The following is a 12303-nucleotide window of genomic DNA, read 5'->3' as shown; positions in this document are numbered from 1 at the left end:
ACGAGGCGCTCGGGTACATTGGCAGGGTGTCAAATCATGCTGAACGCATCGTGTGGATCGATTGCGAGATGACCGGGCTGGACATCGCCACCGACGCTCTCATCGAAGTCGCCGTGCTCGTGACCGACTCCGAACTCAACGTCCTCGGCGACGGAGTCGACGTCGTCATCCGGCCTTCGGACGAAGCGCTCGCCGGCATGAACGACTTCGTGCGCCAGATGCACACGACGTCGAAGCTGCTCGACGAGCTCCCCCTCGGCCTCACCCTCGAGGCGGCCGAGGCCGAGGTCATGGCCTACATCCGCCAGTGGGTCCCCGAGCCCAACAAGGCGCAGCTCGGCGGGAACTCCGTCGGCACTGACCGGATGTTCCTCGCCCGGGACATGCCGCAGGTAGTCGAGCACCTCCACTACCGGATCATCGACGTCTCGACGATCAAGGAGCTCGCGAGGCGTTGGTACCCGAGGGCTTACTTCCAGTCGCCCGCCAAGACCGGCGGCCACCGCGCCCTTGGCGACATCCGCGACTCGATCGACGAACTCCGCTACTACAGGGAGGCCGTCTTCGTTCCGCAGCCCGGGCCGGACTCGGCAACCGCACACAGCATCGCCGAGCGGATCGTGGAGTCGGCATCCGGCCGGGCAGGCACCGAGGACACCGCAGCGAGCATGTGAGCCGGAAGCTAGTTCGTGAAAAATTGGCAGCAACTGGCTCGAAGTGGCAAAAGCATCCGTGAACAGCAGGTAGACTAGTGGTCGTTGCCAGCGCGGCAGGCAAGGGACATCGTCTCTTCAAGGGACGGGGTCTTTTCAAGGGACATGGTCTCTTGTTGTGCGTTGGTGCAGCGTGGTGGGTATAGCTCAGTCGGCAGAGCGTCTGGTTGTGGTCCAGAAGGTCGCGGGTTCGACCCCCGTTACTCACCCTGACAGCGGGCAGTCCCCGCGCAAGAGGCCGCACGGTTCGCCGTGCGGCCTCTTGTATTGGCCCGCAGCCCACCCTTCCGCCAGAGCGAGGAGCCACACATGACCGTCCATCCGGTGACCATCTGGGGCGAGCCTGTCCTGCACCGGAGGGCCGCGGAGGTGACCGAGTTCAACGATGAGCTGCGGGCCCTTATCGATGACATGCACGAGACCAATGACGCCGCCAACGGCGTCGGGCTCGCCGCGCCTCAGATCGGCGTCGGCCTTCGGATCTTCGTCTACAAGTACAAGAACGACGACGGCGCCCCTCCCCGCGGCGTCGTGGTCAACCCACGGCTGACCCTCACCAAGGTCCCAGGCACTGCCCCAGACCCCGAGGAGGACGAGGAAGGCTGCCTCTCGTTCCCCGGCGAGTCCTACCCGCTCAAGCGAGCCGACTGGGCTCACGTCGAGGGCTTCGACGGCGACGGCAAGCCAGTGGACTTCATTGCGACGGGCTGGTTCGCCCGAGTGATGCAGCACGAGTACGACCATCTCGACGGGAAGCTCTACGTCGACAAGCTCGTGGACCGTTACGCGCGCAAGGCGAAGAAAGCCGCCAAGAAGAACGGGTGGGGCGTGCCCGGGCTGACCTGGATGCCAGGGGTCGACCCCGACCCGTTCGGCCACTGACACCACGGGACGTCTTAGGGGACGTCTCCCATAACGGGACAGCTTTCGTAACGCGACTGCTCTCACAAGAGGGAAGAGAAGCTCTTAAGAGAGAAGCAAGAAGAAGAAGAAGGGGGGCACCGCACTTTCGTGCGGCGCCCCCCCCCTTCCTCGAGACGGGTCCTTCTGACTAGACGGCCTGACTAGACGGCGGTTCTTCTCACCCGTGACGGTGGGAGGCTACTGCTCCCTCGTCACCCGAGCCAGATCCTCCTCAGCGGTTCGAAGCAGCTCTTCTAGCTGCGTCACCCGCTCAGGGCTCACGTCGCCGGTTTCGAGCTTTGCCCTGGCGTGCTCGAGCAAGCGGCGCGCCTGCTTCGCGTTCTCCTTGGCCACGTCGAGTGCGTGTTCCAGAGTGCTCTCGTGCTCAGTCGCTTCCATAGGTGCATCCTGCCCCCGCTCGCTGGGTGAATCCAGTGACGTCACCGAGTTGTTGCCAAAAGTTCCTGCGGCGCCCGCTCTGCGGACTGAGCCGGGAAGGAAGGAGCCTGAACGCCCGCCATCTCCTCGAGCACGCGCACCACCTGGCAGCTGTAGCCGAACTCGTTGTCGTACCACACGTACAGCACGAGGTTCTTTCCATTGCTGATTGTCGCGAGCCCGTCGACGATCCCAGCCCGACGCGACCCGACGAAGTCGGTCGAGACGACCTCCGGGGACGCGATGTAGTCGATCTGCTTCCGCAGCTCCGAATGCAGCGACACGTCGCGCAGGTAGGCGTTGACCTCGTCCTTCGTGGTCTCGTGCTCGAGGGTCAGGTTGAGGATGGCCATCGAGACGTCAGGGGTGGGGACGCGGATCGCGTTGCCCGTGAGCTTCCCGGCGAGCTCGGGAAGGGCCTTCGCGACTGCCTTTGCCGCACCGGTCTCGGTGAGCACCATATTGAGGGCGGCAGAACGGCCGCGGCGGTCGCCCTTGTGGAAGTTGTCGGTGAGGTTCTGATCGTTGGTGAACGAGTGCACCGTCTCGACGTGGCCGTGAACGACGCCGAACTTGTCGTTGACGGCCTTGAGGACCGGCGTGATCGCGTTGGTCGTGCAGGAAGCAGCAGTGACGATGCGCTCCGCTTCAGTGATGTCTGAGTGGTTGATGCCGTGGACGATGTTCGGCAGACCGCCCTTGCCGGGCGCGGTCAGGAGCACCCGCGCAACGCCCTTGCTCTCGAGGTGCTGCGAAAGGCCCGCCTCGTCACGCCACTTTCCGGTGTTGTCGACCACGATCGCGTTGTCGATCCCGTACGCGGTGTAGTCGACCGTTGCGGGGTTGTCGGAGTAGATCACCTGGATGAGCGTCCCGTTCGCGAGGATGGTGTTGTTCTCCTCGTCGACGGTGAGGGTTCCTTCGAAGGGACCGTGAACGGAGTCGCGGCGGAGGAGGCTCGCACGCTTGACGAGGTCCTTGTCCGAACCCTTGCGCACGACGATCGCCCGCAGGCGAAGCCCGTGGCCGCCGCCTGCATGCTCGATGAGGATGCGCGCCACGAGTCGGCCGATGCGGCCGAAGCCGTACAGAACGACGTCGGTGCTCGGCCGGGGGTCGGCTCCGTGCTGCCCGACGATGGGCGCGAGTTCGTCGCGGAGGAACGCCTCGAGCGAGCGGCCGGCTCCCTCGGAACGGAACTTCTCGTTGAGCCGCGCGAGATCTAGCGACGCGGCGCCGAGCTGAAGCGAATCGAGGACCCTCAGGATCGGGAGGGTCTCCTCGAGGTCGAGCTCCTCGCTGTCGATCTGCCGGGCCCAACGGTGGAGCTTGAGCAGGCTCACGACGGACTGGTTGATAAGACTGCGGCCGTGAACAGAGGTCACGACGTTGTTCTCGCGGTACAGGCGCCCGATCAGGGGGATCATCTCTTCCGCCGCGGCCTCTCGGCCGACCCAGATGTTGAGGCTGGCGTCCACTTTACGGGCTGTCTCCGTCATGCTCACACAGGTGCCTTTCTCTGCGGTCTTGCGCACGCCGTCGTGCGCGGCCGGGGCCTGGTGCTGGCGCCCGACACGAAGAAAGCCGACACTGCGATCGCAGAGCCGGCTCCTGAACTTCCACGTTCATTATCAATTCTACGGGCCGCATCCAAGGGACAGGCCGGGAACGCCTGTGAAGTCACTCACAGACTCTCACTTTCGGGTGCGAGGACAGGCCGGCCTGTGAGCCGGGTTCTGTCACCATGCCGAGTTGCCCCAGCATGGGAGGCGATCATCCATCTAGGACCGCCGTTGCCGGCGGCCTCAAGCGGCCTACCCGGGCGCTCGGGCGGGCAGCCCTCGAACGCGCCCTGTCTGGCCTTGCTCCGGGTGGGGTTTACCGAGCCTCCTCGGTCACCCGAGGAGCTGGTGGTCTCTTACACCGCCGTTTCACCCTTACCGTCACGGTCAGCGTCGATGACGTGGCCCGCGACGGCGGTCTCTTCTCTGTGGCACTGGCCTGCGGGTTTCCCCGAGTGGGCGTTACCCACCACCCTGCCCTGCGGAGCCCGGACTTTCCTCGCGACACCCTCCTGAATGGAAGAAGCGTCCCGCGATCGCCCGGCCGACCTGACCTCGCCCCAGCATTCTACCGGCGGTGCGCCTCTTCTCCGCACGGCGGATTCGTCTGGGCGACGGTAGGATTCCGTGGTGCTCATCCTCCTGCCGCCCTCCGAAGGCAAGACCCCCGCCCCGGAGGGCGCCGCCGTCGATCTTTCCGCCTTGAGCTTCCCCGGCCTCGAGGTCGCGCGCAAGGAGGTGATGGAGAGCCTCGCCGAGGTCAGCGCGCGCCACGATGCGCTTGAAGCCCTAGGTGTGGGACCTTCCCTTGCGCACGACGTCGAGCGCAACCGGCGGCTTCACGCCGAGCCGGCGGCGCCCGCGCACCAGGTCTACTCAGGAGTGCTGTATGAGGCACTCGGCTACTCGTCCCTCACCCCCGCTCAGCGGCGGAAGGCCGACGCCTCGATCGTAGTGATTTCGGCGCTGTGGGGCGCGGTGGGCTTCTCGGATCTCGTCCCGGCCTACCGTCTCTCAATGTCGACGGCGCTCCCCGGCCTCGGGAGGCTCGCCTCCTTCTGGAAGCCGCACCTCGCCGAGGCACTCGTCGAACGCGCCTCCGAGGGCCTCGTCGTCGACTGCCGATCGAGCACTTACGCCGCCGCCTACGCTCCCCCGGCCAGCCGGACGGTCACGGTCGACGTCCTGAGCGAGCGGAACGGGAAGCGAACAGTGGTGAGCCATTTCGCGAAGCATCATCGGGGCGAGTTCGTCCGGCATCTGCTCACCCGCAAGGGGCGGACTGCCGGCACCCCCGAAGCGCTCCTGACAGCCGCGCGGGAACGCTGGAACGCCGAGTTCCACGAAGGCACCGGCAGGAAGCCTTCCTCGCTCGTCCTCGTCCTCGAGGGCTAGTCAGCTCCACTCGGGTGAGCGCACGAGGATGCAGCCCGAATCGGGGCAGAAGACCACATCGTCCTCGGAGGCAGAGCGAATGGCGGCGAGATCACCAGGGCTGAGAGACATGCCCGACCCCTCAGAGGTGCCGTGGAACAGGCGCGCCGCCCCGACACCGCGTTTTGCGAGGGTCTTTTCGTAGACCTCGACGAGGCCCCCATCAATGTGGGCTGCGACCTCTGACCTCTCGGAAGCCACGTGGGCGCGCTCCTCGGCCACGGCGGAGAGCTGAGCGTCGAGCTCACTCCGGAGGGCCGCGCTCGCTGCTTGCGCCTGAGCGAGCTCGGCTGCCGCAGCAGCCTGTCGCCCGCGCAGGCCGTCGAGCCGTTCGAGGACCTCGAGCTCCGCGTCTTCGAGGTCCGAGCGACGCGCAGAGAGCCCCTCGATGTCGTGCTGGAGCGCCTGGAGGTCCTTCGAGAGGCCACCCGCGTAGAGCCGCGCCTCGTCCTTTTCGATCCTTGCGCTGACCTGCTCGACGCTCTGCTCGACCTTGACGAGCTCAGCCTGCGCTTCCTCGACAGCGAGGTCGGCCTCACGTGCGGCGCGCGAGGCAGCCGCCAGTTCCTCCGCAATCGGTACAAGCCGCGGGTCGGCGTCGAGCGCCTGCCTGCGCAAGTCCAGGGAATGGAGCTTCGCGTCGAGCGCCTGGAGGTCGAGCAGCTTGAGCTGTTCGGCAGCGGGGGCTTTGGGCATAGTTCCTCCTAGCGGGTTCGAGCGTGCCGCTCGTGGCTGCGACTCTATCCCTCGCCGGGCGTGAGGATGAAGTCCCATGGGTCGGTATTGACCGTGGAGACCCGGATGTCGATCGCATGCCCCTGGTCGTGCAGGACGTTGTCGAGCGCCTGCGCCGCCGCGGGCAGCCACAGCCACTCGCTCGCGAAATGGCTCACATCGATGAGGTACGGGCGCCCGTCAGGGCTCGATTCGCGAGCCTCAGACGCCGGGTGGTGCCGAAGATCGGCGGTCACATACACATCGGCGCCCGCGGCTCGGACACTCTCGAAGAGGCTGTCCCCTGCGCCGCCACAGAGCGCGACGCGGCGCACGAGTCCGTCACGGTCACCCGAGACCCGCACTCCCCCGGCAACCGTGGGGAGGATCCCGAACAGGGTTCCAGCGAAGTCGGCGAGACTCGTGATCTCGGGGAACTCGCCGACGCGACCGATGCCCTCCTCAGGCAGACCGTTCTCCGCCTTCGTGAGCGGCTCGACGTTCTCAAGCCCGAGGGCGTCGGCGAGGACGTCGGAGACGCCGCCCACTGCGCTGTCACCGTTGGTGTGAACAGTCAGCAATGCGGTGCCGGACTCGATCAGGCGGTGCACCGCCCTCCCCTTGGGGGTGTTCGCCGCGACCGAATGGACGCCGCGCAGAAGCAGGGGGTGATGGGTGATGAGGAGATCGGCGCCCCACGTCGCAGCCTCTTCGATCACCTCGAGGACGGGGTCCACCGCGAAGAGCACCTTGGTCACCTCCTGCGAGGGATGCCCCGTCACGAGGCCGACGGCGTCCCACCCCTCGGCGAGGGACTCCGGCCAAAGCTCCTCGACGGCGAGGAGCACCTTGGCGAGGGTCGCCGTCGAAGCCGGCGCTCCGGCGTCATTCGCGCCCGCGTCTTCCGCGCCCACCTCTTCTCCGGCCACCGCTTCCGGGGAAGGCTGCTCCGTGCCCTCTTCTGAAGCCTTCTCGGGGATCTGCTGCGGACGTTCCTCGTCCACGCTGGCTCCGTCGGCCGACGTCTCAGGTCCAGCGCCCTGTCCCGTACCGCTCTCCTCAGTCACTAGGCCCGGTCCTCTCTCGGGAATCTTCCGCTCGTCCCGGACATTGTAGGCAGCATGAAGACCTTCATTCTGGCCGGCGGATGCTTCTGGTGCCTCGACGCCGTCTACCAGAAGACGCGGGGCGTGACGTCCGTCGTCTCCGGCTACACGGGTGGCGCTCTGCCCAATCCCGACTACTACAGCGTGTGCAGCGGCATGACGGGACACGCCGAGGTGGTGGCCGTGACGTTCGACGAGACCGTCATACCCGCCGAAACCGTACTCGACATGTTCTTCGCCCTCCACGACCCTACGACGCCGAATCGGCAGGGCTACGACGTTGGCACCCAGTACAGGTCCTCGATGTTCTATGTGGACGACGAGGAAAAGGTCCTGTTCGAGGAGTCGATCGACCGCAATCAACCGCTGTGGGATCGGCCGATCGTCACGGAAGTCACCCGGGCGAGCACCTTCTATCCAGCCGAGGAATTCCACCAGAACTACTACGCAAAAAACCCGGACGCGGGCTATTGCCACGTGATCATCAATCCGAAGCTCGCCAAGGCGCGGAAATATTACTCGGCATGGCTTGACGCCTAGCTCTCATTTGTAAGCCGTGGCTAGGCTGAGCGCGGCCAGCCGCACGCGCTGCCAGGATTGAACGCGCCCTTTCGAATCGACAAGAGGAACCTATGCGCATCTACGATGACGTCACCCAGTTGGTGGGCAACACGCCCCTCGTCCGGCTCAACCGCCTCACCGAGGGCCTTGGCGCGGACGTCGCGGTCAAGCTCGAGTTCTACAACCCGGCGAACAGCGTCAAGGATAGGATCGGCGTCGCGATTGTCGATGCGGCGGAGAAGGCCGGCGCGCTCAAGCCGGGCGGCACGATCGTCGAGGGGACGTCCGGGAACACCGGGATTGCGCTTGCGCTCGTGGGCGCGGCGCGCGGCTACAGGGTCATCCTCACGATGCCCGAGACGATGTCGACAGAGCGCCGCGTCCTGCTCCGGGCGTACGGCGCCGAGATCGTGCTGACGCCTGGCTCGGAGGGCATGCGCGGCGCCGTCGAGAAGGCCCAGGAAATCGTCGCGAACACCGAGAACTCGATCTGGGCGCAGCAGTTCGCGAACCCCGCCAACCCGGCCATCCACCGTACGACCACGGGGGAAGAGGTCTGGAACGACACCGACGGCAAGGTGGACATCTTCGTCGGTGGCATCGGCACCGGCGGCACGATCACGGGAGCGGGCCAGCTCCTCAAGGAGCGCAAGCCCGGCCTTCAGGTCGTCGCCGTCGAGCCGAAGGACTCTGCCATCCTCAACGGTGGCGCTCCGGGTCCCCACAAGATCCAGGGCCTCGGCGCGAACTTCGTTCCCGAAGTCCTCGACACGAACGTCTACGACGAGGTGCTCGACGCCACACTCGAGGACTCCGTCGCGACGGCCCGCGCCCTCGCGACCCAGGAGGGTATCCTCGGTGGCATCTCCTCCGGTGCCGCGGTGTGGGGCGCTCTCGAGCTCGCAAAGCGTCCTGAGAACGCGGGCAAGCTCATCGTCGTCGTCGTCCCCGACTTCGGCGAGCGCTACATCTCGACTGTCCTCTTCGACGACATCCGCGGCTAAAGTCGCCCGCTTCCGGCGGGCTGCGGTAGAAAGAAGCCTGTGTCTCTGATCAAACGCACCTTCGCGCGGTTGCGGGAGGACCTCGAGTCCGCCCGCGCCCACGACCCCGCAGCCCGCGGAAACGTCGAGAACTTCCTCGCCTACTCGGGGCTCCACGCCATCTGGATCCATCGCCTCACGCACAGGATGTGGCAGAATCCCGAGTTGCGCTTCCCCGCGCGGCTCATCTCTCAAGCCGGCCGCTTCATCACAGGCATCGAGATCCATCCCGGCGCCACCATCGGCCGTCGTTTCTTCATCGACCACGGCATGGGGGTCGTCATCGGAGAGACGTCGGAGATCGGTGACGACGTCATGATCTATCACGGCGTGACCCTCGGCGGCCGCTCGCTCGCGAAGGTCAAGCGCCACCCCACCATCGGGGACGGGGTCACGATCGGGGCCGGCGCAAAGGTGCTGGGGCCGATCACCATCGGCCACGGCAGCGCGGTGGGCGCCAACGCCGTCGTCGTCAAGGACGCGCCGCCGAACTCGATCGTCACCGGCATCCCCGCCACGTGGCGTCATCGGGACGCCGTCAAGGAGACCAAGCCGGCAGTCGATCCCGCCGAGTACTACTACATCTGACGGCCTCGGGAGACCCGACCTTGAAGCACACGTGAGTGCACTGAACGTGCACCCGGCGTTCACTCTGGGTTGGGGCTCCCGCGGAGTGGGGCGAGCATGCTCGCCCCATGACCACAACGCTCCTGAGAACTCCCCCGTCACCCGCCGGCGCCTGCTCATCGGCGCCGGCCTTGCCGCAGCCGCCGGGTCGGCGGCCATCGCGTCTCCCGCGGCGGCCGCCTCTGATCAGAGCGCGAGCAAGGACCTTCCGGGTTCCCTTTCGACAACAGACCCCGTCGGAGTGCCCACAGTTGATGGCCTCCATCTGCAGTTCGGCGCCGATGCCTCGAGCACGATGGTCGTCTCATGGCACACGCTTCAGCCGGTGGCCGACCCTCGCGTCCTGCTCGGGGACGGCCACGGCAATTTCTCCGCCTCCGTCGCTGCCGGGACGAAGAGCTACGTCGACGACAAGTCCGGCCGGACTGTCTACACCCATCACGCCGCCCTCTCCGGGCTCAAACCCTCGACAGGCTACCTCTACGCTGCCGTGCATGCGGGAGCGACTCCAGATTTCGGCACCTTTACTACCGGCCCGCGAGGCCGTGCCCGCGTGACGTTCACAAGCTTCGGAGACCAGGGCACGCCTACTCTCGGGAAGCAGCAGGCCGGGACCACCACCTGGGTCAATGACAACCTCGGCTCCCCTGCGGCTGGCGACACGACGGGCGGCGTCGAACGGGTCCAGCCCATGTTCCACCTCTTCAACGGCGACCTCTGCTACGCAAACCTCGCAACCGACCGCATCCGCACCTGGTGGGACTTCTGGACCAACAATTCGCGCAGTGCGCGCAACCGGCCCTGGATGCCGTCCGCCGGGAACCACGAGAACGAACTCGGGAACGGCCCGATCGGCTACGCGGCCTACCAGACCTACTTCGAGGTTCCCGATGCCGGAGGCCAGACTGACGTCACCCGCGGCCTTTGGTACAGCTTCACGGTGGGCGCGGTCCGTGTCATTTCGCTCGCGAACGACGACGTCTGCTACCAGGACGGCGGAAACTCCTACGTTCGGGGATATTCTCAGGGCGCCCAGAAGAGATGGCTCGAAGGCGAGCTCAAGGCGGCTCGGGCAAGCCGCGACGTCGACTGGATCGTAGTCTGCGTGCACCAAGTCGCCGTCAGCACGGCGAACAACTTCAACGGCGCCGATTTGGGTGTGCGGCAAGAATGGGTTCCGCTGTTCGACAAGTACGGCGTGGACCTGGTCGTGTGCGGCCACGAGCACCACTACGAACGCTCGCACCCGATTCGAGGGCAGCAGCCGAACCAGACACTCACACCGATCCCGGCGGCCACCGACACGCAAGCCGTGGACACGACGCAGGGGACAGTCCATATGGTCCTGGGCGGAGGAGGAACCTCGGCACTGTCGAACCAGCTCCTCTTCACTCCTCCCGAATGCCGCGTGATCGTCTCGGTCTCGGCCCAGCCGAACCCGACCACCAGCCACCGCACCCCCGTCTACGTGCACGAGCAGGCGCCTTGGTCAGCGGTCCGGGATGCAGCCAAGTCCTACGGCTTTGGCGCGTTCGAGGTAGACCCGGGCGTACCCGGTGGCGAGACGCGGATGAAGGTCACCTACTACAACGTGACCGGAGTGGGCGGCGGGCTCGAGGCATTTGAGACGTTCACCCTGCGCAGGCCGCGCTCGGACGCCCGCAGCTGACCGGCCGACCTCTCTGCTACGCACGACGGCGCCGCTCGCCCTGAGGGGTGAGCGGCGCCGTCGTCTGTAAGAACTCGGCAGGGCCTGTCAGTGGGTGTCGACGGCCGAGACCTCGGAGTGGTCCTCGCCCCAGAGGGTGTGGAACGTGCCCTCGGTGTCCACCCGCTGGTAGGTGTGCGCGCCGAAGAGGTCACGCTGGCCCTGGATGACGGCGGCCGGGAGGCGCTTGCGGCGCAGGCCGTCGTAGTACGCGAGCGAGGAGGAGAAGACGGGCACCGGGATGCCGAGCTGCACGGCAGTCGCGACGACGCGGCGCCAGGCCGGGACGGCGTCGCCGACCGACTTGACGAAGGCCGGGGCGAACAGGAGGTTCGCGGGCTTCTCGTCGCCCTTGTACGCCTCCATGATGTCCTTGAGGAGCTCGGCCCGGATGATGCAGCCCGCGCGCCACAGCGAGGCGATCTCGTCGAGCCTGAGGTCCCAGCCGTACTCCTTCGCCGCGCTGGCGAGCATGTCCAGGCCCTGCGCGTAGCTGACGAGCTTCGAGGCGTAGAGCGCCTGGCGCACGTCCTCGACGAAGTCCTCCGGCAGGCTCACGTCGCCCTCGTGGCCGGCGAGCGTCTCCTGCGCGATCTCGCGCTGCGCGCGCTGGGAGGAGATGCCGCGGGCGAACACCGACTCGGCGATGCCCGAGACCGGCGAGCCCAGGTCCAGGGCCGACTGGACGGTCCAGCGGCCGGTGCCCTTCTGGCCCGCTGCGTCCACGACGACGTCGACGAACGGCTTGCCCGTCTTCGCATCGACGTGGCGGAGCACCTCGGCCGTGATCTCGATCAGGAACGAGGAGAGCTCGCCCCTGTTCCAGTCCTCGAAGATCTCCGCCTGCTCGGCGGGCTCGATGCCGGCGCCGGCGCGGAGGAGGTCGTAGGCCTCCCCGATGACCTGCATGTCCGCGTACTCGATGCCGTTGTGCACCATCTTCACGAAGTGGCCAGCGCCGTCGGTGCCGATCCACGCGCAGCAGGGGGTGCCGTCGTCGGCCTTCGCCGCGATCTTCTCCAGCAGCGGCCCGAGCGCCTGGTAGGACTCCTTCGAGCCGCCGGGCATGATGGACGGGCCGTTGAGCGCGCCCTCCTCGCCGCCCGAGACGCCCACGCCCACGAAGTGCAGGCCCTCCTGGGCCAGCGCGGCCTCCCGGCGGCGCGTGTCCTCGTAGTGGGAGTTGCCGGCGTCGATCACGATGTCGCCCTCTTCCAGGAGCGGCACGAGCTGGTCGATGACGGCGTCCACGGGAGCGCCGGCCTTGACCATGATCAGGACGCGGCGCGGCTTCTCGAGCGAGTCGACGAGCTCCTGGAGAGTCTCCGTGCGGACGAAGTCTCCCTCGTCGCCGTGCTTGGCCAGCAGGGTGTCGGTCTTCTCCACCGAGCGGTTGTGCAGCGCGACGGTGTAGCCGTTGCGTGCGAGGTTGCGGGCGAGGTTCGCGCCCATCACCGCGAGTCCGGTGACGCCGATCTGTGCAGACAATGTACT

The 12303-nt window shown here is 66.7% G+C and carries 12 protein-coding genes, 1 tRNA gene and 1 other RNA gene; 8 read left to right on the top strand and 6 right to left on the bottom strand.

Going from position 1 to position 12303, the window contains the following annotated elements; all coding sequences use genetic code 11:
- Nucleotides 1-26: 26 nt before the first annotated feature.
- From orn to def, 3 genes are all read left to right on the top strand, one after another.
- Complete coding sequence (gene orn / locus L0M17_RS08275; protein WP_308196841.1) at nt 27-674, top strand: oligoribonuclease; 648 nt, start codon at nt 27-29, stop codon at nt 672-674.
- A 175-nt stretch (nt 675-849) separates the two neighbouring features.
- Nucleotides 850-922, top strand: a tRNA-His gene (locus L0M17_RS08270).
- 100 nt (nt 923-1022) lie between these two features.
- Nucleotides 1023-1595, top strand: coding sequence for a peptide deformylase (def, locus tag L0M17_RS08265; RefSeq protein ID WP_241053460.1), 573 nt, complete (start codon nt 1023-1025; stop codon nt 1593-1595).
- Nucleotides 1596-1814: 219 nt separating this feature from the next.
- Here def and L0M17_RS08260 read toward each other — a convergent pair whose 3' ends face one another.
- The 3 genes from L0M17_RS08260 to rnpB all read right to left on the bottom strand — a co-directional run bounded on the left by L0M17_RS08260 (nt 1815) and on the right by rnpB (nt 4168).
- Nucleotides 1815-2015 carry a hypothetical protein gene (locus L0M17_RS08260; RefSeq protein WP_241053457.1) on the bottom strand — a complete coding sequence of 67 codons (201 nt, stop codon included), beginning with the start codon at nt 2013-2015 and terminating at the stop codon, nt 1815-1817.
- 41 nt (nt 2016-2056) lie between these two features.
- On the bottom strand, nt 2057-3553 hold the full coding sequence (locus tag L0M17_RS08255) for a glyceraldehyde-3-phosphate dehydrogenase (protein ID WP_241053455.1): 1497 nt from the start codon (nt 3551-3553) through the stop codon (nt 2057-2059).
- Nucleotides 3554-3763: 210 nt separating this feature from the next.
- An RNA gene (gene rnpB / locus L0M17_RS08250) (RNase P RNA component class A) lies at nt 3764-4168 on the bottom strand.
- Nucleotides 4169-4246: 78 nt separating this feature from the next.
- Here rnpB and L0M17_RS08245 point away from each other — a divergent pair.
- On the top strand, nt 4247-5011 hold the full coding sequence (locus L0M17_RS08245) for a YaaA family protein (protein ID WP_241056367.1): 765 nt from the start codon (nt 4247-4249) through the stop codon (nt 5009-5011).
- Here L0M17_RS08245 and L0M17_RS08240 read toward each other — a convergent pair whose 3' ends face one another.
- Nucleotides 5012-5746, bottom strand: a complete 735-nt coding sequence (locus L0M17_RS08240) for a zinc ribbon domain-containing protein (RefSeq protein WP_241053453.1) — start codon at nt 5744-5746, stop codon at nt 5012-5014. It abuts the gene before it with no gap.
- 44 nt (nt 5747-5790) lie between these two features.
- Nucleotides 5791-6678: a Nif3-like dinuclear metal center hexameric protein gene (locus tag L0M17_RS08235; protein ID WP_241056366.1), complete on the bottom strand. Its 888-nt coding sequence runs from the start codon at nt 6676-6678 to the stop codon at nt 5791-5793.
- Nucleotides 6679-6885: 207 nt separating this feature from the next.
- Between L0M17_RS08235 and msrA the strand changes: the two genes are divergently transcribed.
- From msrA to L0M17_RS08215, 4 genes are all read left to right on the top strand, one after another.
- Complete coding sequence (gene msrA / locus L0M17_RS08230) at nt 6886-7410, top strand: peptide-methionine (S)-S-oxide reductase MsrA (RefSeq protein ID WP_241053451.1); 525 nt, start codon at nt 6886-6888, stop codon at nt 7408-7410.
- Between the two features lie 92 nt (nt 7411-7502).
- The gene (gene cysK, locus L0M17_RS08225; RefSeq protein ID WP_241053450.1) at nt 7503-8435 is read left to right on the top strand and encodes a cysteine synthase A; all 933 of its coding nucleotides are present in this window, start codon (nt 7503-7505) and stop codon (nt 8433-8435) included.
- Between the two features lie 48 nt (nt 8436-8483).
- Nucleotides 8484-9062 carry a serine O-acetyltransferase EpsC gene (epsC, locus tag L0M17_RS08220; RefSeq protein WP_241056365.1) on the top strand — a complete coding sequence of 193 codons (579 nt, stop codon included), beginning with the start codon at nt 8484-8486 and terminating at the stop codon, nt 9060-9062.
- Nucleotides 9063-9093: 31 nt separating this feature from the next.
- A complete protein-coding gene (locus L0M17_RS08215; RefSeq protein ID WP_241053449.1) occupies nt 9094-10770 on the top strand; it encodes a purple acid phosphatase family protein in 1677 nt (558 codons plus the stop codon).
- A gap of 87 nt (nt 10771-10857) precedes the next feature.
- On the opposite strand, the gene gnd is transcribed toward L0M17_RS08215, so the two are convergent.
- Nucleotides 10858-12297, bottom strand: coding sequence for an NADP-dependent phosphogluconate dehydrogenase (gene gnd / locus L0M17_RS08210; protein WP_241053448.1), 1440 nt, complete (start codon nt 12295-12297; stop codon nt 10858-10860).
- Between the last annotated feature and the right edge of the window lie 6 nt (nt 12298-12303).

It is taken from the genome of Sinomonas terrae (assembly GCF_022539255.1).
Classification (GTDB): domain Bacteria; phylum Actinomycetota; class Actinomycetes; order Actinomycetales; family Micrococcaceae; genus Sinomonas; species Sinomonas terrae.
This window is presented reverse-complemented; position numbering and strand designations above follow the sequence as displayed.